Below are 22,840 nucleotides of genomic sequence, written 5' to 3'. Positions count from 1 at the left end.
GTTTTACCCAAGTCTCCAGATATATTTTACTGCCCATCGTCCTGCTCGGTATGAACACCATGCAACCCAATCCCAATGCCCTCTCCTCTCTTCTGGCCGTCCTGCTCGCCATGTTGTCGATCACCCTCGGCGCCTCCCTGGCCAAATCCCTGTTTCCCCTGCTGGGAGCCGCAGGTACGACCCTGTTCCGGCTGGGGTGCGCCGCCCTCCTTCTCTCCCTGGTGTTTCGCATCTGGCGTGTCCCCCTCGACCGACGCACCCTGCTGGGCGCCATCCCCTACGGCCTGTCGCTTGGGGCCATGAACCTGCTCTTCTATCTGGCCATCGCACGCATTCCCCTCGGCGTAGCCCTGGCCATCGAGTTCATCGGCCCCCTGACGGTGGCCCTGCTCTCCTCACGCCACCGGGCAGACTTCATCTGGCTGATACTGGCCATCGCCGGGCTGCTGCTGCTCTTGCCCCTGCGGGCAACACAGCAGGCCATCGATCCCCTGGGTGCAGCACTGGCTCTCGGGGCTGGCCTCTTCTGGGGGCTCTATATGCTCACCGGAAAGCGGGCAGGAGCCTTGCTGGGCGCACAGGCTCCGGCGCTGGGCATGTGGGTGGGCACCCTGCTGGTATTGCCCTTCGGGCTGGAGGGTGCGATCGAGGCTTCATTCACCGTCCCCGTGATCCTCACCATCATCGGGGTGGGGCTGCTCTCGAGCGCCATCCCCTACTCTCTCGAGATGTTTGCCCTGCGCCGCCTTCCCCTCAAGAGCTACGGCATTCTCACCAGCGGTGAACCCGCCATGGGAGCCTTGATGGGACTGGTATGGCTGGGCGAACAATTGCCCCCGTCCCAATGGCTCGGGATAGCCGCCATCATCGCCGCCTCCATGGGCACCACCTGGCAGGCGGGTCGTCGACAAGCCGGCTCCGCCTGAACCAAAAAAAATCGGGGCCGGCGATGACCGGCCCCGGGGATGGCACGAGCGCGTCAGGACGAGTAGTCGTAACAGCGTTTGAGCTCGCCGAAGTCATAGAAGAAGCTGCCCACCGCAATGGGGGCGCAACCTGCCTTGAAAGCGAGCTCCTTCTCGTTGTAAAGCATCTTCACCAGCACCCGGCCGGCCTCGTTGCGGTAGACATCCCACTGGATGTTGGCCGCATAGGGAGAGACCCAGCCGCCACGCCATTCGTTGTTTTCCTGGCTCATCAGCACGCCGGGCTGGGCGCTCTGGCGACTCCCTTCCAGCTCCATCAGGGCCGCCAGCGGGATCAGGGTCTCCGCATGGGCGAAGCGCAGCTTGGCGACATGCTCGCCTGCCTCTTCCACCACCTGGGTCTGTACCTCGTTGAAGAGGCCGTCAAGCAGGGGCTGGGCCACGGCGTAGGTGGCGCTCTGGCTGGCAAGACTCGGCCCCTTCTCGTAGAAGTCCTCGGCATCGGAAAGGTAGGAGAACCAGGCAGACTCCTCTGGAGTGATGAACTGCTCGAGATCCCAGGACCCGCCTTGTGCCTGCGCCTCCCGGATCATCCCCGGGCCGATGATGAAGAGGTTGTAGAGCATGAGGGCGGCGTCCACCTCGTCGCGCACATGGGTCTTGCCGCCGTCTTCCGGGTTCACCGCCACATAATCCACCCCGGCGGCCAGCTCGTCGACGAAGGCCTTGCTGTAGAGACGCTCGAGCATCTCGCGGGCCATCACCCGGGTCCTGGGCAGGGCCTTGAGCGCATCGAGGGCCTCGGTCAGCTCGGGAGCGGGAGCCACCCCGTTGTCTTCGTCCCCGACAAAGGCCTGATAGGCCTGGAAGGTGGGCAGATACCAGGTGTACTCCCCCTGCGGCTCGGTCTTGTGGAAGTAGAGCTCGAACTTGTTGCGCAGCCCCTTGTCGATCTCGGAAGGGTTCTCCTGGCTTACGTAACAGTCGGGGCTGTCTGTCACCAGAGAGACCCGTTTGGCCAGGCTCTGCATGAAGAAGTAGGCGCTTTCGTTGGCGCGATCCTTGCCCGATGTCTCGACCTTTAGGCAGAGGGGAGTCGATTCAGTGGCCAGCAGGGTGGGCAGCCGTTCGGCGAGCCGGGTCGCCAGGTTGGCGTGCTCCTCCTTGCCGAGCGCACTCAGCAGGCCATAGCCGAGGGTCTGGTTGGCGGCCGTGACGGCGTCCACCTTGGCGCCGAGCCGTTGGCCCAGCTCGGTCAAGGCCCCCTGCCTCGCGGCATCCTCCCACACCAGCTTGGTCAGCACATCATATTTGGGGCTGGACAGCGAGCGGGAGCCATGGCGTGCCACCAGTTCGGTGAAGACGGGACTAAAGCCTTCAGGGGCAACCTCATAGCTGTTCATTGCCTGACGGGCGGCATAGACCGCCTTGGTGCTGTATTGATAGTCGCCGACGGCGGGCGAGGAGGAGTCGTTGCCCGAATTGCAGCCGCTCAGCAGGGTGGCCGCCACGCAGGCGGCAAGGGAAGAGACGCGAAACATAGCCATCCTTGAAGCAGTTTTAAAATGAAACCGCACAGTACGCACCGGATGTGACAATCCGGTGTCAGGTCTGGGACATGCACCTCTCTCCGGAAGGGTGACTCCCCTCCAACCCGTCTATGTCCCCCCCACAAAACATCATTCATATTTTTTGAACGTGTAGGCCAGTTTATCTCGCTAACAATGACCGGGTGAGGCGCTTAATATTCATGCATCGCTTAGGCAGGAGCGCCAAGCCGCAAAACAACTGGTCGTTCATGGCAGTCCCCCATACATATGGGCGACAAACATCCGTGACAAAACAACACACCATTTGAATGACCTCTTGCAAGGATGCATTGATGCAGGCCTGTCAGGCCTTGCCAATGACATAAAAACCAAGAGAGTGAATGAACATGAAAAACGTGATCAAGATGCTGGCCGTTGCAGGCCTGATGAGTGCCGGTGTTGCCCAGGCTTCCGTCCCCGCCGACTTCAACGCCACCCCGGGTGTGCTGTTCGTGAACTGGCATGCCAGCGCCGCCATGGCCGGCAAGGCCAACCCCATGCTGGAGGTGCGCGATGAATCCGGTGATCTGGTAGCCTCCGTCCACGCCAACCTGATGGGTACCCAACAGGTACAGATCCCGAGCCGCGCCCAGGGCAACCTGACCGTCAGCCTCGGCGATCAGAGCAGCGATTACCGCATCCCGTTCGGCATCGGCAGCGGCAATCCCCGCTGATCAACGCAGACGACTTCCCTCCCGGGTCTGGCAAAGACACGCCGACCAGGCGAGAGATCAACGACAAGGGCGCCATCGAGGCGCCCTTGTCGTCGTTGCCGTCGGCACGCACGGCTACTGGGTGAAGACGGGACCCAGCCCGGATCCCCACAGGATGGCCGTGGCAGCCAGCACGCAGACCAGCAACACCAGGCCGACCGTCACCACTGAACTGGCGTAGATGAATCCCTGCTCCTTGGTGATGTGCATCAGGATGGGCACGCCGATATAGAGCAGGTAGACGGAATAGGTCAGCCCGACCAAACCGATGAGCATCACGAACCAGAGATGCGGGAAGAAAGCGGAGAAGCCCACCATGAAGAGTGGCGTAGAGGTGTAGGCCGCCAGCTCCAGCGAGGTCGTGTAGCTGGGATCCGAGCCGAAGGTATGACCCATCCAGTGCACCAGATAGGAGAGTGCCAGCACGCCGATGATGAGGGTCACGTACATGGCGACCGACAGCTTGAATGCGCTGTTGGCGGTCAGGGTGATGGGATCGCCGACCCCGATGCTCCAGCCGATGTGAACGGCGGAATAGTAAGCGCAGATGGGAGGGATAAGGGCCACGAGCAGGATGTGGGTCAGACTGTTTCTGAAGCTGTCGTGCCGCTCGTCTATGGTATGCCATTCGGTGTGGGGATGGGCATACAATCCCCATAAGTGATTCAATATCATAGCGTTATTCCTTCTCTACATCGGTGGTTGGCGGATCGATACCGGGCTTTCTCCTCTGATTGCGTCTTGTCCGGGCGCTGGCGGCGCCATCGCTTGCCATGGCATGCGATGACTTTAAATAAAGTCGCTCCACCGCCGCTGCGTCAAGCAAGGTCGCCGGGACAGCCGGGAGGGATGGGAAGACAGCAGGAGGACACCGGAGGCGGGCACTGATGGCACCCGCGTCGGCGCTCCCGTCAATACTGCTTGGTTTTCGAGGCAAAACCCGCGAGGAAGAGACCTGTCAGGAACATGCCGCAGAAGGCTTCGATGGCCGACAGCAGTTGCAGCGGCGAGGAGGTCTGGGAGATGTCCCCATAACCCAGGGTCACGAAGGTGACGATGCTGAAATAGAGGGAGCGCCCCAGATGGCCGTGGGTTGCAGACTCCGGTGCCAGGAAATAGGTCAGGGTCGCCAGCAGGATCACCCCCATCGACATCAGCAGGCTTCTGATGGGACGCTCCCCAAACCCCCAGGTGATGAAGCTGATGAACTTGCCCGCGCACTTGAGATAGCACAGCAGGGAGAGCCAGCACTTCGTCATCGGACCGCTGCGCAACCAGCGCTCCCGGAACAGCTCCCGCGGGCTCGCCAGGGACTTCATCTCGTGCAGCTTCTCCTTGTAGTAGCACTCGCCGGCGTCGACGGTGTCACCCACGCTGGAGAAGAGACGCTTGGCATTGCGATAGAGTTTGCTCGCCTCGTTGTGGTCGATCCGCCCATTGTCGTTGTAGACCACCTCCACCTTGTCCAGGTTGGTGTGCTCCATGGTGGCATCGAAGTTCTTGGCGCTGACGCTGAAGTTTTTCAGCACCGCCCGGGAGGAGTGGAAGCGGATCTCCTCGCACTCTATGGTGAAGTCCTGAAAGACCCCGTCCTCCAGCGCCAGCTCCCGCTTCTTGGCCCAGGCCCTGTGGTCCCACAGCAGAGAGTCGAACAGATCGAGCCCGATCACCCCGCCATTGACCCTGACCCCCTTGGCCGAGCAGTGCCACAGATAAACCTTGGAGTTGTTGACGGCCCCATCGAGAGAGAGCTCGTCGAGACAGGTAAAATCGAGCAACCGGCCGGAGATGATGGGGCTTTTGAGGGTAACACCGCCGATGTTGAGCAGACGATGCTTGCCCAGCACCTGGGCCTCCCCCTTGTTGTTCTCCGAGACCGAAAGCAGGCTTTGCACCCGTTTCACCTCGTCATTGCCATGTTTTCCCGCCAGCCACATGCTGTAAGGCTCGAAACGGGTCTCCGAGCGGATGAGGCCGCTCTTGCGCAGGGATTCCAGTGCACTCGAGGCGCTCTCATACAAGCGGACCTTGTCGTCGCTCATGTAGACACAAAGGCTCAGCACGCAGCGGGAGCTGATGAAGCGGGCGATGCCGATCTGGAAGATCACGCTTTTTTCTATCTTCTGCTCCGCCATCCAGTCGTCGAAATGGGGCAGCGACGCCACCAGCAGCGCCCAGATACGGGGATAATCGTTCTCACGCCGCCACTCGTTGAATTGCTCGGGGGAAAGCTGCCAAAGCTCTGTTGCATTCATGCATGACCTCACTCAAGAAACCGATCCCGTTTTGCCGGGCCGGGGTGACGGCAGGCGTCGATCACGACAGGGTGATCTGGCGGGCGCAGCATAGGGACTCACCACGCCATCATACTCGGCAGACGGGCCAAGTCACTGGGAGGAAAGATTCAAGAGGGGCGCTGCGACAGCTTTGTCACCGGACAGGACGCTTTTCGAACAGCGGGAAGCGGGACATCGAAAAACGGGAAAAGAAAAAGCCCAGCATTTCTGCTGGGCTTTTTATTTGGCTCCTCCTGCTGGGCTCGAACCAGCGACCTGCGGATTAACAGTCCGTCGCTCTACCGACTGAGCTAAGGAGGAATTATTAGTGGTGCCCAGAGACGGAATCGAACCGCCGACACGGGGATTTTCAATCCCCTGCTCTACCGACTGAGCTATCTGGGCAAATGGTGCCGGCTACCGGAATCGAACTGGTGACCTACTGATTACAAGTCAGTTGCTCTACCTACTGAGCTAAGCCGGCACACTTCAAACCATTGTGCATGAACACGTTTTTATTTCATGGCACCAAAATATGGTGCCCAGAGACGGAATCGAACCGCCGACACGGGGATTTTCAATCCCCTGCTCTACCGACTGAGCTATCTGGGCGTGGGCGCTATTAAACGGATTTTAGGGCAGGTGGTCAACGGGAAATTTCACTTTTCGTCTCGTTCGTCTCTTTTTTGCGCAGCATCATCCATTTTCATCACTTCTGCTGGTGGGACCGCTCCCCGGCGCCCCCAGAGGCGGGACTCCTCCCCCTTGAGCAGGCGGGTAATATTCTCGTGATGACGGATCAGGATGAGACAGGAGAGCAGGGAGACCGGCAACGTGTATTCCGGTTTGAGCAGATAGGTAAAGAGCGGGGTCAGCAACACGGTCACGATGGACGCCAGTGACGAATAGCCGCTCACCAGCAGCACCAGCAGCCAGGTGGTGATGACGGCGCCCCCCATGGCAAACCCAATGGGCAACATGGTGCCGAGGGCGGTGGCGACGCCCTTGCCACCACGGAAGTGGAAGAAGAGGGGGTACATGTGGCCCAGACAGGCGGCCACCCCGATAAAGCCGAGGTAGACGGGCTTGATCTGCAGATACCAGGCGAGGTAGACGGGGGCCATCCCCTTGAGCACGTCGAGAAGCAGTACGATCAGCGCCGCCATCCGGCCGCCGAGGCGCAACACATTGGTCGCCCCCGGGTTGTGGGAACCATGGTCACGGGGATCCGGCAGACCCGTGATGCGGGAAACCAGCACGGCACTGGACAGCGAGCCGCCCAGATAGGCCAGAATAATCATCAAAATCGTCAGGGCCGTCATCTTGGTCGTTTTTACCACGATATGAATGGGGTATGATGCGGGCCACATTCCCAGGCCCGGGCTTGCCCGAAAGCGTGTCGCCCAAACCGGCCGCCAGCGGCAATCTGCTTGCCGGGCCTGCATCCCTGCGCTGTTTTCACAGCCCATCAAGAGTAAAGAAGAAGTACTGTCATGGACAAGGTGTTTATTCGCGGACTCGAGGTTTTGACCACCATAGGGGTATATGAGTGGGAGAAGGGCATTCGCCAGAAGCTCTGTTTCGACCTCGAGATGGGGTTTGACAATCGCCCAGCCGCCGCAACCGACGATATCAATCTGGCGCTGGATTACGCCACCCTCTCTCGCAAGATCTGTGATCACGCCCAGGGCAAGATAGTGGAGCTGGTCGAGACCATGGCCGAGCAGGTCGCCGCTCTGGTGCTGGAAGACGAGCGGGTACAGTGGGTCAAGGTGACCCTGACCAAACCGGGCGCCGTCCCCAATGCGGCAGGTGTCGGGGTCGAGATCCTGCGCCACCGCACGCCGGCTGCGAGCGCCAGCTGATGACCCGCATCTATATCAGTCTGGGATCCAACATCGCTCGGGAACGCCATATCCGCGCCGGCCTCGATGCCCTGCACGCCGAATTCGGCGAGTTGCAGGTCTCCCGGGTATTCGAGAGCGAGGCGGTGGGCTTCAACGGCCGCCCCTTCTACAACCTGGTGGTGGGTGCCGATACCGAGCTGCCCCTGGCGACCCTGTGCCAGCGGCTGCGCGCCATGGAGTTCGCTCACGGCCGCGAGCCGGATGCCAAGAAGTTCGCCCCCCGCACCCTGGATCTCGATCTGCTGCTCTACGGCGAGCTGGTCTGCGAGACGCCGCTGGTGCTGCCGCGCGGCGAGATCCTCACCAACGCCTTCGTGCTCTGGCCGCTGGCGGAGCTGGCTCCCACATTCCGCCACCCCATTGATGGTCGCACCATCGGTGAGCTGTGGGCAGGTTACGACAAAGCCTCCCAGCGCCTTGACCCCATTCCCTTCCACTGGAAAGCGGGCGAATTGCAGCATCACTGAACGACAAAGGCACCCTCGGGTGCCCTTGTTGATGACTCCGCTGATGACGGATAAGAAACGGTGATTGGGCCTGCGCCGGTGCAAGTGGCAGGATGACCGCCATCACAGGAGAACCCCATGCCACTCGATGCCATTCACGACTTCAACCGTCAGTTGCTCACCGACCTGCCCCACCAGCGCTTCGAGCACGAACCCATCCTCGATTACGCCACCGACGAGCGGGTCAAGGCTCGCCTCGGCTGGCAGGCCGAGTTCAGCAAGACCCTTTTCCTCAAATTCAAGGATGGTCGCTTCGCCCTGCTGCTGACCCACAGGGACGGCCGGCTCGACAGCAAGGCGGTCAAGGCGGCGCTCGGTGCCAAACCCTCCATCTGTACCGCCGACGAGATGCAGACCGAGATTGGCTGCCTGCCGGGAGCCGTCTGCCCCTTCCTGCCCCGCGCCGACATCCCCCTGCTGGTGGATCCCGTGCTCATGAATCACCACGCCTTTACCTGGACGCCGGGCCACCCCGAGCAGACTTTCCTGCTGGAGACCACCCACCTGGCCGGACTGCTGGCCCGATTGCCCTGCGACGTGAGCTACCTGCCCTCCCCCTGAGCCTGGGACTCAGCGCTTTTCCCGCGCCAGCTGGGCGAAGATCAGCGCCGCCAGCATGGACATCAGGCCGATGCACAGATAGGTGAGGTGGAACCCCTCCAGCCAGCGGCCACTCTCCTCGGGCTGGCCGATGGAGAAGAGCCCCAGCAGGCTGGCGGCGATGGCCACCCCCAGGCTCATGGAGAGCTGCATCACCACCGACAGCAGACCGTTGCCGCTGCTGGCGTGCTCGCTGCTGAGATCCTGCAGGGTCAGGGTGTTCATGGCGGAAAATTGCAGGGAGTTGATGGCGCCAAAGACCGCCAGCCACACCAGCAGTACGCCGTGGGGCACCTGGTTGTCGATGAAATAGAAGCTCGCGATCATGGCCCCGAGCGCCAGGGTGTTGCCGATGAGGATGCGGCGATAACCGATGCGCGGAATGAGCTTGTTCACCAGCGTCTTGGTCAGCATGGCGCCGATCACCGTGGGGATCATGGTCATCCCCGCCTTGCTCGGGGAGAAGCCGAGCCCCAGTTGCAGGAAGAGCGGGGTGAGAAACGGCATGGCGCCGCTGCCGAGGCGGGCAAACAGATTGCCCCAGATACCGATGGCGAAGGTGGACGTCTTGAACAGCGCCAGACTGAACAGGGGCTGCTCCGCCGTGGCGGCATAGAGCCAGTAGCTCGCCATGGCGGCCAGACCGAACAATACCGCAAACAGGGCCCAGCCGGTTGAGATGCTGTGCTCCCCCAGGCCTTGCAGACCGACGGATACCAGCACCATGCCGACACTGAACAGCACAAACCCCTGCCAGTCAAACCTGGCGGTGTGCTGGCGAAGGTCGGGCATGAAGTGCCAGCTCGCCACGAAGCCGAGCAGGCCCACCGGCAGGTTGATGAGGAAGACCCAGTGCCAGCTCGCCACCTCCACCAGCCAGCCCCCCAGGGCCGGGCCGATGAGGGGGCCGAGCAGACCGGGGATGGTGACGAACGACATCACCCTCAGCAGCTCATGCTTGCTGTAGACCCGCAGCACCGCCAGACGCCCGATGGGCATCAGCAAGGCCCCCCCGACCCCTTGCAACACCCGGGCGATCACCAGCATGGGCAGGGTGTTGGCGATGGCACAGGCCAGGGAACCCAGGGTAAACAGCAGGATGGCGACCAGATAGACCCGGCGGGTGCCGAATCTGTCCGCCAGCCAGCCGGAGGCGGGAATGAGCAGGGCCACCGTCAGCATGTAGGCGATGATGACGGACTGCATCTGCAGCGGACTCTCGCCCAGGGCCTCGGCCATGCTGGGCAGGGCGGTGTTGAGGATGGTGCCATCCAGTGTCTGCATGAAAAAACCGACCGCCGTCAGCCAGGGCAGCCATTTGCGCTGGGCGGGCGTCACCATCGGGGAGCTGTCAGGCATGGTTCTGTCTCTCCTCATCACATAAGAAAAGACCCGCACGAGCGCGGGTCATATCAGCATATCAGGCATCCGGCTGGCCGAGCATGGCCTTGAGGTGCTCTTCCAGGCTGGGTTCGGGGGCCTTGAGGGTTGAGAGGAACAACTGCTCTATGCCTACCCTGTCCTGGCTCTTCACGATGAACACCAGCCGGGACTGGGCCTTGCCTTCGGGCCACTCCCCCAGCGCCTGCAACGGATAGAGCTGGCCGTGCACGCCGTGGATCACCACTGGCTGGCTCTCCCCTTCCAGTTGCAATATCCCCTTGAGACGCAGCAGAGCATCGCCGTATTGCGCCTGCACCGCATCGATGGCGGCCAGCAGGCGGGAGGGCTTGAGCGGCTCGCCGATGCGCAGGGAGAAACTTTCGATATTGCCGTGCTCGAAGCGGGTGGGCACGGCCGTCCCCACCTTGGCGGCAAACGGCGTCATCTTCGGCTGCATGGGCGAAGCCAGCCCCTGTTTCGGGGATTCGGTACGCAGCCAGGCCAGTAACTGGCGCACGTCGCGCCCCGCCGCCTCGTTGTAGGCGCCGAGTTTCTCCAGCACCGCAGGTGAGAGCACGCCATTGCTGACCCGCTGGATGGGGGCTGCCGGATTGAGGGCCGCCAGTTGGGCTTCCACCCGAGCAAGGGTCTCTTCATCCACCAGATCGCCCTTGCTCACCACCAGCAGATCCGCCAGCGCCACCTGTTTGACCGCCTCATATTGAGCCGCAAGCTGCTGCTCGATATGGCCGGCATCCACTACGGTGACGGTACCATCGAAGCGGTAGCGCTGGGCGATAAAGCCCTCTTCCCTCAACGTGAACAGCACGGGGGCCGGATCGGCCAGACCCGTGGTCTCGATAATCAGCCGTTTGAAGGGTTTGATTTTCCGTTGGATGGCCTTCATGAAAAGCCCCTGCAGCGCCTCCACCAGGGAGCCCTGCACCGAGCAGCAGATGCAGCCGGAATCGAGCAGCACCACCTGCTCGTCCACCTGCTGTACCAGATGGTGATCCAGCCCCACGGAGCCGAACTCGTTGATGAGCACGGCGCACTCCCCAAGCTCGGGCTGCTTGACCCAGTGGTTGAGCAAGGTGGTCTTGCCGCTGCCGAGAAAACCGGTCAGCAGGGTCACGGGGATGCGGGTGTCTTGCATGTCTGTCATCGGGTTGCCCCCCCTCTGATCGGCAGGAGGATGAGTAAGCGAGTGTCTTGCATATCGGTCATGTCAGATCCTTACCGGTTGGCGAACAGGTCGCCGAGCCAACGGTTTTCGAAACGGCCATGGGGGTCAAGCTCCCGCTTCAGGGCCAGGAAGTCGTGCCAGCGCGGCAACAGGGCCGGGAAGTCGTAGAGGTCCATCGCCAGGTGCTTGCCGAAATGGGGAATGCCGCCGAGCGGCACCAGCAGTTGCTGCAACTCGCGCATCTGCTCCATGGAGCCCCCGACGAAGGTCCCGTCCGCCGCCAGATAGACCAGAAAACCTATCCAGCACACCGACTTGTCATGGGCGGCACTGAGCCAGGCCACGGAGGGACCGGTGCAGCGCAGGATGAAGGGGTAGTGCAGCACGCCGGGGTTCGCCTCCTGCCATGCCTGCAGGATTTCAAGGGCCTCCCCCATGCGTTCGAGGGGCACGGCCACCTCGCAGTTGATCTGGGGCGCCGGGATCCCCTTGCAGAGGATCTGGTAGACGTTGCCCACCAGATCCGAGGCGTCCTTGAAGCGGCGCACCGTCTCGAAGTGCTCGCCTGCCCTGGCCTCGTCCTTGGTGTCTCTGGCCATCTTCTGCAGGGTCGCGTCTATGGTGGCATTGAGCGCCAGGTTCATGCGCTCGTCCATGTCTCCCTCCAGCACCAGCGGCTCGCTGCCCCCGGCCCGGTAGCGGGCCACCTCGTCATCGGAGGCGGGATCCACCAGCCAGATGTGGCTCTCGCCGGTCCAGGCGAACCACCAGCTCTTCACGAAGGCGTGCTCCCGGTTGAGGCGCTCGTTGTGTTCCAGCAGGAAGGGGTAGTCGGTGGTGAACTTGGTGCAGCGCATGATGCGGTTGGGCACAGTGTTGAGGGTCACATCCAGCAGGATGCCGAGCATCCCCATGCCCATCACGAAGGCGCCGAAGCGCGGATCGGTGCGATCCACACGGATGATGTCGCCGCTCGCCAGCATCACGGTCAGGGCAGCCACCGCATCGCACAGGGCGGACTGGTGCAATCCCTGCCCATGGGTGCCGGTGCTGAGCGCACCGCCCAGGGTCTGGATGCCGATGACGCCGGGGGATGCCGGCAGCATGCGATCCATGGCGATGAGGTCGGCATAGACGGTATCAAGCGGCGTCCCCGCCAGGTAGGTCACCGTATCGGCAGTCTTGTCCAGCTGGCCGCGCAGGTGGTGCAGGTCCACCAGCAGCGCCTGGCTGCCTTCCGCGTAGACGCTGTGGATGGGTTCGAAAGAGAGGCCGGAGCCGATGAGCCGCAGCTTGCGCTCGGGGTATTCCCGCAGCAATTGCTGCAGCTCGTCACGGGTCGTCGGGCGCCACACCTGATCAAGGGCGCCGAGGGGGTTGGTTCTGGACCAGTTGAACAGCACCTCCCGATTGCCAATCGCCTTGATGCTGTGAAATGCCTGGAACCTGACCGTCATACCGCGCCTCATCTGACTTCAAAATGAGCGCCAATTCTACCGAAAAGTGGCTGCCAAGGCATGAAAAACAAGACCCTACAGTCGGGGGTGGATAGGGGGAGCGCCCCTCCCCGCCTCAGCGCGTCTGCTGGGTCAATGCCAGCAACATGCCGAATCCCACCAGCAGGCCCCCGAACACCCGATCGATCCAGTGGCGTACCGCCAGCAGTCGGTCCCGCACCGCAGGGGTGGAGAAGAAGAGCGCCACCGCACCAAACCAGAGGGCGTGCGCCAGCGCGATGAAGGCGCCATAGCCGATCTGGACCGCCAGCGGCGTCTGCGGCTGCACCACCTGCATGAAGAGGCTGACGATGAAGATGGTGGTCTTGGGATTGAGCACATTGGTCAGAAATCCGGTGCGCAGCGCACCCAGACTGGAGAGGGCAGGCTGACAGATGCTCTCTTCATCGGCAGCCGGTTTGGCCCGCAGCATCTTGATGCCGAGGAAGATGAGATAGGCGGCCCCTGCCAGCTTGATGAGGTTGAACAGCCAGAGGGATTGCTGGATCAGCAGGCCCACCCCCAGCAGGGTGTAGGCCACGTGCACGCAGACCCCGGCCGCGATGCCGATCGCCGTCAGCACGCCGGTGCGGCGCGAGAGCAGCAGGCTGTTACGCGACACCATGGCAAAGTCGGGCCCGGGGCTGATGACGGCAAAGAGAGTAATGGCGACAACGGCTAACAGTTCGGTCATGAAAATAGTCCTGATTAGAGGGGATATCGGCTATTTTATTTGCCAATAACACCAATAACGAACGATGATTTCTGACATGAATGGTGAAAAAAACTCACAAAAAGCCCTCTCGCTTCCCTCCCTTACCGCCCTGCGCTGTTTTGAGGTGGCGGCCCGCACCGAGCATTTCGGCCGCGCCGCCGACGAACTGCATCTCACCCATGGCGCCATCAGCCGGGCGGTACGACTGCTCGAGGAGGATCTGGGGGTCATGCTGTTCGAGCGGCGCCAGCGCCGGGTCTTTCTGACCGACGCGGGTGAACGGTTCTATCAGGCGGTCAGAGAGGGGCTGGGCAGCATCCGCCAGACGGCGCAAGCCCTGCGCCAGCAGAGCCGTCCCCAGTCGCTGGTGCTCTCCTGCGAACCCACCCTCCTGATGCGCTGGCTGATCCCGCGCTGGCCCGCCTTTCAGGCCCTGCACCCCGAGCTGGACGTTCACCTGATGGCGGGGGGCGGCGCCCTCAGCTTTGGCAGCGGCATCGATCTCGCCATTCGGCGCAACGACTTTCACTGGCCTGCCGAGCTCTACAGCCAGCTGCTGTTCGAGGAGCGGACCGGACCTGTCTGTCAGCCGGGCAAGGTGGCGCAGTTTTTTGAACCCAGGGGGGATGTGCAGGCCCTCAGACCAACGGCCCCCCGCCTGCACACCAAGACCCGTCCGGGCGCCTGGTTGGAGTGGCAGCAGCACGCAGGCATGCCCGCCGACGAGGAGGTGCCGGGTCAGACCTTCGAGCACTTCTATTTCAGCCTGCAGGCGGCAGTCGCCGGGCTGGGAGTCGCCATCGGCCCCTACCGACAGGTGTGCGACGATATCGAGGCCGGTCTGCTGGTGGCACCGCTCGGCTTCGTCCCCGACGGCACCGGCTATCACCTGCTCGCCCCCGCCCCTCCCGAACCCGGCAGCCCCCACGACATCCTGGTGAACTGGCTGCACAGCCTGGTGGGCGCGGCCTAGCCCTGGGCGGTGCGCCCGGCGGCGACCTGTATCTCTCCCGCCGTCAGCTCCCGGCAGAACTGGCGTATCGGCATGGGGCGGGCAAACAGGTATCCCTGCAGATACTGGACCCCCTTGCCTCTCAGATAGGCGGCCTGCTGCTCCGTCTCCACCCCTTCGGCCACCAGGGACAACCCCAGCCGTCCCCCGAGGTCGATGACGTTGTCCACGATGTGCTCGGAGAGGGACTCCGTCCCGATACGGCCGATGAAGGAGCGGTCGATCTTGAGATAGTCCACGTGGAATTGCTGCAGATAGATGAGGCTGGAGTGGCCGGTGCCAAAGTCATCGATGGCGAGCTGCACCCCCATCTCGTCGAGCTGGCGAAACAGGGAGAGGGTCTGCGGGCTGGTCACCAGCAGCTCCCGCTCCGTGAGCTCCAGCACCAGCACCACCCGTCCCGGCACGAAATGGCCGAGGAAGTCGCGGCACTCCGCCACCAGGGAGAGGTCCCGGCAGTGGATGGCACTGATGTTGAAGCTGATGTGAAATGCCTCGGGCAGCTGCTCCTGCACCGGGTGGAGTGTCTTGGCCACCGTCTTCATCAGGTTGACCGTCATGGGCACGATCAGGCCAGACTCTTCCGCCTGGGGGATGAAGAGATCGGGGCGGATCAGCCCCTCGGTGGCATGTTGCCAGCGCATCAGTACCTCGGCTCCCACCATCTTGCCGCCCTTGCTGGCGATCAGCGGTTGCAGATAGGGGACAAATTCCCTGGCTCGCAGCCCGCGTCTCAGCTCGTCCGTCAGGGCCCCCGGCCGCCCAAGCAGCCACCACACCAGCAGTGAGAGCACCAGCGAACTGGCTCCCAGCCAGATCAGTTGCAGATGGCGAGCCTCCCACAGGGCACGCCAGTAGATCGGCATGGCATAACCGGCGTGGATGGTGAAGGGGTAACGCTGGGAGGCGAGTATCAGGGCAAACTTGCTGTGCAGTTTCGGCGGATCGCTTTGGAAGTGGCCGGACTCATCGAGCCAGGCGGACCCCACCTGCAAGAACAGCTCGCTGGGATCGCTGCTCAGGGTGAGCATGAAACTGAGCTGGCTGCTGTCAATGGCACTCAGTGCCGCATCACGCCCCCGCTCCTGACGCACCACCAGCAAGGGGTGATTCTTGCGCACCAGGTTGCCGCTCATCAGCAGCAACTTGCGATCCGTGTAGCGGGAGCCGTCATCCACTTCCCTGGCAGGCCCGAACAGCGAGGTGCAGTTGATGATCCCCTGTCGCACCAGATTGATGGAGCGCAGGAAAGGCTCCAGCGCCACCCGCTTGCGCAGCAGCAACAGGTTGTCGCTGCAAGGTCGACCGGCCAGCGGCAATACCTCGAGGTTGGCCCGCTCGGCCTGATCCAGCATGCGCTCCAGCAAGGTTCTGGCCTTGCTGGCTGACGCGCTGGCATCGTTCTTCAGCTCCTGCTCGTAGCTGTCGTGCACCATCCACCCTCCCACCACCAGGGGCAGGGCCAACACCAGCAGGGCACAACCAAGGCGCCACTTCATGCGGGCCAGATCAATCCGGAACAGAAACATAGCAACCACGCCGCAATGCGCGGGCCCGCTTCGCAGGTACCGCGGTATAAAAGTGCCCACCAGGAAACGGTGGGGCCATCATGGCCAGACAACGAAAGCGCAACGCGCGTACCAGGCAAATCGACGACGCCGTTGCTGGGCATGGCGGGTCATTATCGCGCAGCCCCCTGAAATGGAAAATGCCGCGTCGAGACGCGGCATTGTTATTTTCAGTGGTCAGACCGGCGAGTCTCAGACCGCTTGCTGCAGGATCACCGCATCGGCCTTCTTGGTGTAGGAGGCGATCTCGTTGAAGTTCAGGTAGCGGTAGGTGTCGGCCGCAGTGGCGTCCAGGGTCTTGGCATACTGCAGGTACTCGGCCACGGTCGGGATCTTGCCGATGATAGCGGCAACTGCAGCCAGCTCGGCAGAGGCCAGATAGACGTTGGCACCCTTGCCCAGGCGGTTCGGGAAGTTGCGGGTGGAGGTGGATACCACGGAGGCCCCTTCCGCTACCCGCGCCTGGTTGCCCATGCAGAGGGAACAGCCCGGGATCTCGATGCGGGCACCGACCCGACCAAAGATGCCGTAGTAGCCCTCTTCGGTCAGCTGATCCTTGTCCATCTTGGTGGGCGGCGCGATCCACATGCGGGTCGGCAGCTCGCCCTGGTACTTCTCGAGCAGTTTGCCGGCGGCGCGGAAGTGGCCGATGTTGGTCATGCAGGAACCGATGAACACCTCGTCGATCTTGTCGCCTGCCACGTCGCTCAGCAGACGGGCATCGTCCGGATCGTTCGGCGCGCACAGGATCGGCTCCTTGATGGTGGCCAGATCGATCTCGATGATTTCGGCGTACTCGGCGTCCTTGTCCGCCTCCATCAGCACCGGGTTGGCCAGCCACTCTTCCATCCCCTTGATGCGGCGGGTGATGGTGCGCACGTCGCCGTAGCCTTCGGACAGCATCCACTTCAGCATCACGATGTTGGACTTCAGATACTCGATGATCGGCTCTTTATCCAGCTTGATGGTGCAACCGGCAGCGGAACGCTCGGCGCTGGCGTCCGCCAGCTCGAACGCCTGCTCTACCTTCAGGGTCGGCAGACCTTCGATCTCGAGGATGCGGCCGGAGAAGATGTTCTTCTTGCCCGCTTTCTCGACGGTCAGCAGCCCTTTCTGGATGGCGGCGTAGGGGATGGCATGGACCAGATCACGCAGGGTGATGCCCGGCTGCAGCTCGCCCTTGAAGCGCACCAGCACGGATTCCGGCATGTCCAGCGGCATCACGCCGGTGGCGGCGGCGAAGGCCACGAGGCCAGAGCCCGCCGGGAAGGAGATGCCGATGGGGAAACGGGTGTGGGAGTCACCACCGGTACCCACGGTATCCGGCAGCAGCATGCGGTTCAGCCAGGAGTGGATGACGCCGTCACCCGGACGCAAGCTCACACCGCCGCGGTTCATGATGAAGTCCGGCAGAGTGTGGTGGGTCTGTACGTCGATGGGCTTGGGATAGGCCGCGGTGTGGCAGAAGGACTGCATGGTCAGATCGGCAGAGAAGCCGAGGCAGGCGAGGTCTTTCAGCTCGTCGCGGGTCATGGGGCCCGTGGTGTCCTGGGAGCCGACCGTGGTCATCTTGGGTTCGCAGTAGGTGCCCGGGCGGATGCCCTCCACGCCACATGCCTTGCCCACCATCTTCTGGGCCAGGGTGAAGCCCTTGCCGGTGTCGGCCACCGGCTGCGGACGACGGAACACGGTGGAGAACGGCAGACCCAGCGCTTCGCGGGCCTTGTCGGTCAGGCCGCGGCCGATGATCAGCGGAATGCGGCCACCGGCGCGCACTTCATCGATCAGCACCTCGGTCTTCAGTTCGAACCGGGCCAGCACCTCGTCGGTGCCGTGGCGGGTGATCTTGCCCTCATAGGGGAAGATGTCGATGACATCGCCCATTTCCAGCTTGGAGACGTCCACTTCGATGGGCAGGGCGCCGGCATCTTCCATGGTGTTGAAGAAGATGGGGGCAATCTTGCCACCGAGGCAGACGCCGCCGGCACGCTTGTTCGGCACGAACGGAATGTCGTCGCCCATGAACCAGAGCACGGAGTTGGTGGCGGATTTACGGGAAGAGCCGGTACCGACCACGTCACCCACGTAAGCCAGCGGGAAGCCCTGCTCTTTCAGGGAATCAATGGTCTTGATGGGGCCGATGACGCCATCCTTGTCCGGGGTGATGCCGGGACGGGCGTTCTTCAGCATCGCCAGGGCGTGCAGCGGAATGTCCGGGCGGGACCAGGCGTCCGGCGCCGGCGACAGATCATCGGTGTTGGTTTCGCCGGTCACCTTGAACACGGTGACGGTGATCTTCTCGGCCAGGGCCGGGCGGTTCAGGAACCACTCGGCGTCGGCCCAGGATTGCAGCACCTGCTTGGCGTGGACATTGCCCGCCTTGGCCTTCTCTTCCACGTCGTGGAAGGAGTCGAACATCAGCAGGGTGTGGGAGAGGCCCTTGGCAGCAAGAGGAGCCAGGGTCGCATCGTCCAGCAGGTCGATCAGCGGCTGAATGTTGTAACCACCCTGCATGGTACCGAGCAGCTCGACGGCTTCGGCGGCAGTCAGGATGGGGGAATGGGCCTCGCCCTTGGCGACGGCGGTGAGGAAGCCGGCTTTCACATAGGCCGCTTCATCAACACCCGGGGGAATGCGGGAGGACAACAGTTCTTTCAGAAAGTCCTGTTCGCCGGCGGGCGGATTCTTGATCAGCTCAACCAGGGCGGCGACCTGCTCTGCGTCCAGAGGTTTGGCAACCACGCCTTCGGCGGCACGTTCTGCGACGTGTTTACGGTATGTTTCAAGCACGACTAATTCCTCTTTGGTCTTTTTTTTGGGGTTCGCCCAAGCTCGCGGCGATCGTCCTTGCGGGACACCCGTAGGGTGCCCCCCACTATATAAGTTTTAACGACTAATTAAAATCCAAACCCTGTGCAGTTATTCATCAAACCAGCATAACCATATAAACCTATTAGGTTTTTTTAGAGTGACAAGCCGCCCACCCAAGGTGAGTTAACAAAAAGGCAGCATTTCCCCCTTATTGGAACGTAGTGCCCAATTGCAGATAGAACATGTCGTGTCCCCCCTCCGCCACGCCATAGCCGAGGAAGATGGGACCGAGGAAACTCTCCACCCCCATATAGAGGGAACCCGAGGTATAGGAGGATTCGATGCTGATGTCCTCTCCCTTGTCCCAGACCCCCCCTTGCTCGAGGGAGCCCCCGAGGAACAGGGGCGCCTTGAAGGCACCGAAGTCGTTGTCCGCCACCCGGTAGATGTAGCGCAATCCGCCAAACAGGCTGTAGCGACCGCTCAACTGGTAATGCTGGAAGCCGGACATGCGGAACAGCCCGCCCAGATCCTGCACGAACAGCGGTACCGTCTCCTGGGAGCTTGAGCCGCCCCCTTCCAGCATCAGGTTGAGGCTGTGCCTGTCCCAGGACCAGGGCTTGATCATCACCAGCCGGTAATTCACCCCCTCGGCCTGCTCGGAGGGCGCGTCCGCGGGGTCGAGATCGACGTAGGAGTAGCCCCCCTTGATGTCCCAGTAGACCCCCTGATAGGGGAAGTAGCGGCTGTCGAGGGTGTCGTGCTCGAAGCGGATGTAGGGGCCCCAGGCGGAGGCATCGGCATCCGCGTTGGTGAGGTTCTGGATCTCCACGCTGCCGATCTTGCCCTCCAGCCCAAGGGAGAAGCGGCTCCAGGGCTGGCGATTCCAGCCGACGGCGAGATCCACGCTGGTGAAGCTGTACTCGGAGTCCAGATAGCTAACCCCGGACGAGGACCTGCTCTCTTCCGGGAAGAAGACCCGTCGCTGGGTCTTGTCGTAGGCCAGGCTCGTCTCGCCGAAGTAGGTCTGGGAGGGCTCCAGCGGGGTGTAGAAGTCGGTCTTGAGGTGCTTGGCGGTCCCGAGGGACGCCTCGGTCAGCCACTCGCCTCCCCAGTCGTTGACGTTGGTCAGGGTGTAGGACATGCCGACGTTGTAGTTGGAGCTGCTCTCGAAGTCATCGGAGAAACCGAGCTGGAAGTTGAGATAACCCGGCCCCCAGTTCTTCTCGCTGGCGTCCACCACCAGCACGTTCTCCCCGTCCCGCTCCTCCACCTCGTAGGTGATGCGATCGAACGACTCCAGGGCGTAGAGGCGACGGATCCCCGCCTCCAGGCTCTCGTAGGTCTGCACCTTGTCCGGACGCACGTTCAGCATGGCCCGCACCGTGTCGTCGGAGAGGCGCGACTTGTTGATGATCTCCACCTTGTCGATGTAGTAGGCGGGCTGGCCACTGCGCTCGGCGCGCCGGCTCAGCTTGCCGTTGCGATAGTCGGCGTAGGCGGCGGGCGAGAGAGAGAGCGCATCGAGCCGGGCCGCTGCACTGTTGGCGACCGCCTCCCCAATCTTGATCCCCTCCGGCATCAGGGCGAAGTCGGCGATCCCCATGTTGCCGAACTCGGGGGTCAGCAGGATGTCCCTGGGGCCCAGCAGCGCCTTCTGCTTTTCGGTCCCCACCTGGGTCATGTAGGTGGTGAGCTGATCGATCATGGCCAATCCCGACTTGAGGGACTCCCGGGTACGCAGCTTGGCGCTGATGTCCACCGCGATCACCACGTCGGCCCCCATGGCCTTGGCCACGTCTACCGGCATGTTGTTGACCGTGCCACCATCGGCCAGGATGCGGCCGTCCCAGTCCACCGGCTTGAGGGCACCGGGAATGGACATGGAGGCCTGCATCGCCTTGGCGAGGCTGCCGTGATCCAGCACGAAGGGGGTCACCGTCTCCATGTCGGTCGCCACCGCGCGATAGGGGATAGGCAGGTTGTCGAAGCTCTTTTGCGCCGGCAGGTTGGAGGTGGCGTGGCGCAGCAGGCTGGCCATGGACTGTCCCTGGAAGAAGCCGTCCGGCAGCTGGGTCTGGTCACCGTTGACCCCGATGTCGGTGCGCAGCTGGTACTTCTCGGTCTGCTGCTTCTTGCGCAGGGAGAGCTCGTCGCGCCCCACCTTGTCCTGATAGCCCTTGTTCCAGTCTATGGCCAGCGTCGTGCGCTCCACCTCCTCGGCGCTGAGCCCCATGGCATACATGCCCGCCACATAGGAGCCCATGCTGGTCCCGACGATGATGTCCACCGGGATGTGCTTTGCCTCCAGCACCTTGAGCACCCCGATATGGGCCGACCCCTTGGCACCGCCGCCGCTCAGTACCAGGGCGATCCTCGGACGCTCCATCTTGGTTGCCCCCGAGTTTCTGGCCGAAGGCGCGGGATCATTGGCTCCGGCCGCCGCCATGAACGGCAGGGTCGCCAGCAGGAGCACGAGCAGGTGGGTCCATCCCCGATGAAAGATGCGCATATGAGAGTCCATAAATCCGGTGCGAGTCGAGCGGGCAGGCCGCCAGTCAGGTGCAGCCTACTATAAGTGCAAGCACTTTAACCGCAAGCCGGGGTGCTGGCGAGGGGTCGCCCCGCTTGCGACGATGTCTCGGCAAAATCGGGCGCCAATCCAGCCCAATCCGGGTGTGAGCGCAAACGTTAATCGACAATAAAGGCCCCCACCGCCTCAAGAGCGCGCCAAATCAGCCGCTATTATGAGTTCAACCCTGGTTCACACTTCCGAGTCACCCTTATGTTCGCAAGCCTGACACTGAAACAGAAAATTCTGGCCACCGTCATCCTCGCGGTGGCCCTCTCCTGCCTGCTGGTGGGCTATTTCAGCCAGCGTTCTGCCCAGCAGCTGATCGAGGACCGCATGTTCGAGCAGGAGCTGCCCAACCTGACCCAGCGCATCGGCAAGGAGATCGAAAAGGATCTCACCTCGGTCGCCAATGCCGCCAGACAGCTTGCCAACGACCGCTTCGTGCTGGACTGGGTCGAGCGCGGCATGCCCAAGGAGCAGGAGTCCATCCTCATCAACCAGCTCAAGGACATGACGAGCCAGTATGGTCTGGTCACCGCCTCCTTCGCCGATCGTCAGAGTGCCGCCTACTACAACCAGGACGGTTTTCTGCGCATCCTGAACCACGAGCAGGACAACTGGTTCTATGACTACACCAAGAGCCGCCAGGATCTGATGCTCAGCATCTTTCGGGAGAGCAACGGCGAGGTGAAACTGTTCGTCAACTTCCAGCAACTCGACGGACGCGGCCTCGCTGGCCTCGCCAAATCCCTCGACAGCATGGTCAGCATGCTCGCCAACTTCCGCATCGGCGACAGCGGCTTCGTCTTCATGACAGACGGCAGCGGCAAGGTGAAGCTGCACCCCGACGCCGCCCGCATCGATCGGGACAACCTGACCCAGCTGGCCAGCGGCAGTAGCACCAACCTGCTCAACAAGCAGCCCTTTGCCGCCACCCATGCCGAGGTCGACGGCCAGCCCGTGATCCTGGCCAGCAGCTACATCCCCCTGCTCGACTGGTATCTGGTGGCCCAGGTGCCGGAGGCCGAGATTTATGCCGAACTGGACAGAGCGCGCCTGCACATGGTGCTGGTCAGCCTGGCCATCGCCGTCGGCATGGGGCTGCTCGGCGTTCTCCTGGCGGGCTCCGTGAGCCGCCCCCTCAACGAACTGGCCCGCCTGTTCCGCGAACTCGGCAGCGGTGATGGCGACCTCACCCATCGCCTCAAGGTCGATGGCCGTGACGAACTGGCCCAGGTGGCGACCGGCTTCAACAACTTTGTCGCCAAGATCCACGGCTCCATCGAACAGGTGGCGAGCAACTCCCGCCAGCTCGCCGCCACCGCCAACGAGGTGGCCGCCAAGGCCCAGCTCACCCAGCACAACTGCACCGCCCAGCGGGATCGCACCGTCCAGGTCGCCACCGCCATCCACGAGATGGGAGCCACCGTCACCGAGATCGCCGGCAATGCATCCCTGGCAGCCGACGTCGCCAAGCAGGCTAACGAGCAGGCCGATGCGGGGGCCCAGGTCGTCGCCCAGGCCCGTCACGGCATCGTCGGCCTCTCCGGTGAAATCGAACAGGTCGCCGGGGTCAT

The 22,840-nt window shown here is 62.6% G+C and carries 18 protein-coding genes and 4 tRNA genes; 7 read left to right on the top strand and 15 right to left on the bottom strand.

Annotated features, from left to right (window positions below; all coding sequences use genetic code 11):
* Positions 1-50 precede the first annotated feature (50 nt).
* Positions 51-926: a DMT family transporter gene (locus tag AB5Y59_RS20100; protein ID WP_124814035.1), complete on the top strand. Its 876-nt coding sequence runs from the start codon at positions 51-53 to the stop codon at positions 924-926.
* A gap of 53 nt (positions 927-979) precedes the next feature.
* Here the strand turns inward: AB5Y59_RS20100 and AB5Y59_RS20095 are convergent, their stop codons facing one another.
* Positions 980-2,473, bottom strand: coding sequence for a histidine-type phosphatase (locus AB5Y59_RS20095; protein ID WP_368212554.1), 1,494 nt, complete (start codon positions 2,471-2,473; stop codon positions 980-982).
* A 383-nt stretch (positions 2,474-2,856) separates the two neighbouring features.
* Between AB5Y59_RS20095 and AB5Y59_RS20090 the strand changes: the two genes are divergently transcribed.
* Positions 2,857-3,189 carry a hypothetical protein gene (locus tag AB5Y59_RS20090; protein ID WP_039039727.1) on the top strand — a complete coding sequence of 111 codons (333 nt, stop codon included), beginning with the start codon at positions 2,857-2,859 and terminating at the stop codon, positions 3,187-3,189.
* Positions 3,190-3,303: 114 nt separating this feature from the next.
* Here AB5Y59_RS20090 and AB5Y59_RS20085 read toward each other — a convergent pair whose 3' ends face one another.
* The 7 genes from AB5Y59_RS20085 to plsY all read right to left on the bottom strand — a co-directional run bounded on the left by AB5Y59_RS20085 (position 3,304) and on the right by plsY (position 6,826).
* Positions 3,304-3,903 (bottom strand): Yip1 family protein, encoded by a 600-nt coding sequence (locus AB5Y59_RS20085; protein ID WP_069784295.1) that lies wholly within the window; start codon positions 3,901-3,903, stop codon positions 3,304-3,306.
* Positions 3,904-4,139: 236 nt separating this feature from the next.
* Positions 4,140-5,483, bottom strand: coding sequence for a potassium channel family protein (locus AB5Y59_RS20080; protein ID WP_043152903.1), 1,344 nt, complete (start codon positions 5,481-5,483; stop codon positions 4,140-4,142).
* A gap of 266 nt (positions 5,484-5,749) precedes the next feature.
* A tRNA-Asn gene (locus AB5Y59_RS20075) sits at positions 5,750-5,825 on the bottom strand.
* Positions 5,826-5,833: 8 nt separating this feature from the next.
* Positions 5,834-5,909: transfer RNA gene (locus tag AB5Y59_RS20070), tRNA-Phe, on the bottom strand.
* A 3-nt stretch (positions 5,910-5,912) separates the two neighbouring features.
* Positions 5,913-5,988: transfer RNA gene (locus AB5Y59_RS20065), tRNA-Thr, on the bottom strand.
* A 52-nt stretch (positions 5,989-6,040) separates the two neighbouring features.
* Positions 6,041-6,116: transfer RNA gene (locus AB5Y59_RS20060), tRNA-Phe, on the bottom strand.
* A gap of 47 nt (positions 6,117-6,163) precedes the next feature.
* Positions 6,164-6,826: a glycerol-3-phosphate 1-O-acyltransferase PlsY gene (plsY, locus tag AB5Y59_RS20055; protein WP_029314836.1), complete on the bottom strand. Its 663-nt coding sequence runs from the start codon at positions 6,824-6,826 to the stop codon at positions 6,164-6,166.
* 171 nt (positions 6,827-6,997) lie between these two features.
* Here plsY and folB point away from each other — a divergent pair, with 171 nt between their 5' ends.
* The 3 genes from folB to AB5Y59_RS20040 all read left to right on the top strand — a co-directional run bounded on the left by folB (position 6,998) and on the right by AB5Y59_RS20040 (position 8,478).
* Entirely contained in the window at positions 6,998-7,369 is a 372-nt protein-coding gene (folB, locus tag AB5Y59_RS20050) for a dihydroneopterin aldolase (RefSeq protein ID WP_113069559.1), read from the top strand.
* Positions 7,369-7,878 carry a 2-amino-4-hydroxy-6-hydroxymethyldihydropteridine diphosphokinase gene (folK, locus tag AB5Y59_RS20045; RefSeq protein ID WP_103858835.1) on the top strand — a complete coding sequence of 170 codons (510 nt, stop codon included), beginning with the start codon at positions 7,369-7,371 and terminating at the stop codon, positions 7,876-7,878. Before folB ends, folK begins: the two co-directional genes overlap by 1 nt.
* 117 nt (positions 7,879-7,995) lie before the next feature.
* Positions 7,996-8,478 carry a YbaK/EbsC family protein gene (locus AB5Y59_RS20040; RefSeq protein WP_119197025.1) on the top strand — a complete coding sequence of 161 codons (483 nt, stop codon included), beginning with the start codon at positions 7,996-7,998 and terminating at the stop codon, positions 8,476-8,478.
* A gap of 9 nt (positions 8,479-8,487) precedes the next feature.
* On the opposite strand, the gene mdtD is transcribed toward AB5Y59_RS20040, so the two are convergent.
* The 4 genes from mdtD to AB5Y59_RS20020 form a co-directional block, all read right to left on the bottom strand.
* Positions 8,488-9,915, bottom strand: a complete 1,428-nt coding sequence (mdtD, locus tag AB5Y59_RS20035; RefSeq protein ID WP_223919390.1) for a multidrug transporter subunit MdtD — start codon at positions 9,913-9,915, stop codon at positions 8,488-8,490.
* A 22-nt stretch (positions 9,916-9,937) separates the two neighbouring features.
* The gene (locus tag AB5Y59_RS20030) at positions 9,938-11,065 is read right to left on the bottom strand and encodes a GTP-binding protein (protein WP_268451426.1); all 1,128 of its coding nucleotides are present in this window, start codon (positions 11,063-11,065) and stop codon (positions 9,938-9,940) included.
* Positions 11,066-11,136: 71 nt separating this feature from the next.
* Entirely contained in the window at positions 11,137-12,543 is a 1,407-nt protein-coding gene (locus tag AB5Y59_RS20025; RefSeq protein WP_048208545.1) for a D-arabinono-1,4-lactone oxidase, read from the bottom strand.
* A 115-nt stretch (positions 12,544-12,658) separates the two neighbouring features.
* Positions 12,659-13,276: a LysE family transporter gene (locus AB5Y59_RS20020; RefSeq protein WP_010675804.1), complete on the bottom strand. Its 618-nt coding sequence runs from the start codon at positions 13,274-13,276 to the stop codon at positions 12,659-12,661.
* A gap of 76 nt (positions 13,277-13,352) precedes the next feature.
* Between AB5Y59_RS20020 and AB5Y59_RS20015 the strand changes: the two genes are divergently transcribed.
* Complete coding sequence (locus AB5Y59_RS20015) at positions 13,353-14,270, top strand: LysR family transcriptional regulator (protein WP_323932472.1); 918 nt, start codon at positions 13,353-13,355, stop codon at positions 14,268-14,270.
* Here AB5Y59_RS20015 and AB5Y59_RS20010 read toward each other — a convergent pair.
* The 3 genes from AB5Y59_RS20010 to AB5Y59_RS20000 form a co-directional block, all read right to left on the bottom strand.
* The gene (locus AB5Y59_RS20010) at positions 14,267-15,838 is read right to left on the bottom strand and encodes a cyclic diguanylate phosphodiesterase (RefSeq protein WP_041213989.1); all 1,572 of its coding nucleotides are present in this window, start codon (positions 15,836-15,838) and stop codon (positions 14,267-14,269) included. The two genes, AB5Y59_RS20015 and AB5Y59_RS20010, sit on opposite strands and share 4 nt — an antisense overlap.
* A gap of 231 nt (positions 15,839-16,069) precedes the next feature.
* A complete protein-coding gene (gene acnB, locus AB5Y59_RS20005) occupies positions 16,070-18,667 on the bottom strand; it encodes a bifunctional aconitate hydratase 2/2-methylisocitrate dehydratase (RefSeq protein WP_139737855.1) in 2,598 nt (865 codons plus the stop codon).
* 229 nt (positions 18,668-18,896) lie between these two features.
* Entirely contained in the window at positions 18,897-21,200 is a 2,304-nt protein-coding gene (locus AB5Y59_RS20000; RefSeq protein ID WP_045522144.1) for a patatin-like phospholipase family protein, read from the bottom strand.
* A gap of 273 nt (positions 21,201-21,473) precedes the next feature.
* Between AB5Y59_RS20000 and AB5Y59_RS19995 the strand changes: the two genes are divergently transcribed.
* Positions 21,474-22,840: methyl-accepting chemotaxis protein (locus AB5Y59_RS19995; protein WP_368212553.1), on the top strand; the 1,367-nt coding region annotated here is incomplete at its 3' end.

The sequence above is a fragment of the Aeromonas sp. s10 genome (assembly GCF_040907975.1).
Classification (GTDB): Bacteria; Pseudomonadota; Gammaproteobacteria; order Enterobacterales; family Aeromonadaceae; genus Aeromonas; species Aeromonas caviae.
Note: the sequence above shows the minus strand (reverse complement) of the source record. Positions and strands in the feature narration are given on the sequence as shown.

Bases quoted from the DNA above. Each gene is read 5' to 3' on its own strand.
- AB5Y59_RS20100 (WP_124814035.1), top strand. From the start codon at position 51: ATGAACACCATGCAACCCAATCCCAATGCCCTCTCCTCTCTTCTGGCC.
- AB5Y59_RS20095 (WP_368212554.1), bottom strand. From the start codon at position 2,473: ATGGCTATGTTTCGCGTCTCTTCCCTTGCCGCCTGCGTGGCGGCCACC.
- AB5Y59_RS20090 (WP_039039727.1), top strand. From the start codon at position 2,857: ATGAACATGAAAAACGTGATCAAGATGCTGGCCGTTGCAGGCCTGATG.
- AB5Y59_RS20085 (WP_069784295.1), bottom strand. From the start codon at position 3,903: ATGATATTGAATCACTTATGGGGATTGTATGCCCATCCCCACACCGAA.
- AB5Y59_RS20080 (WP_043152903.1), bottom strand. From the start codon at position 5,483: ATGAATGCAACAGAGCTTTGGCAGCTTTCCCCCGAGCAATTCAACGAG.
- plsY (WP_029314836.1), bottom strand. From the start codon at position 6,826: ATGACGGCCCTGACGATTTTGATGATTATTCTGGCCTATCTGGGCGGC.
- folB (WP_113069559.1), top strand. From the start codon at position 6,998: ATGGACAAGGTGTTTATTCGCGGACTCGAGGTTTTGACCACCATAGGG.
- folK (WP_103858835.1), top strand. From the start codon at position 7,369: ATGACCCGCATCTATATCAGTCTGGGATCCAACATCGCTCGGGAACGC.
- AB5Y59_RS20040 (WP_119197025.1), top strand. From the start codon at position 7,996: ATGCCACTCGATGCCATTCACGACTTCAACCGTCAGTTGCTCACCGAC.
- AB5Y59_RS20030 (WP_268451426.1), bottom strand. From the start codon at position 11,065: ATGACAGACATGCAAGACACCCGCATCCCCGTGACCCTGCTGACCGGT.
- AB5Y59_RS20025 (WP_048208545.1), bottom strand. From the start codon at position 12,543: ATGACGGTCAGGTTCCAGGCATTTCACAGCATCAAGGCGATTGGCAAT.
- AB5Y59_RS20020 (WP_010675804.1), bottom strand. From the start codon at position 13,276: ATGACCGAACTGTTAGCCGTTGTCGCCATTACTCTCTTTGCCGTCATC.
- AB5Y59_RS20015 (WP_323932472.1), top strand. From the start codon at position 13,353: ATGAATGGTGAAAAAAACTCACAAAAAGCCCTCTCGCTTCCCTCCCTT.
- AB5Y59_RS20010 (WP_041213989.1), bottom strand. From the start codon at position 15,838: ATGTTTCTGTTCCGGATTGATCTGGCCCGCATGAAGTGGCGCCTTGGT.
- AB5Y59_RS20000 (WP_045522144.1), bottom strand. From the start codon at position 21,200: ATGCGCATCTTTCATCGGGGATGGACCCACCTGCTCGTGCTCCTGCTG.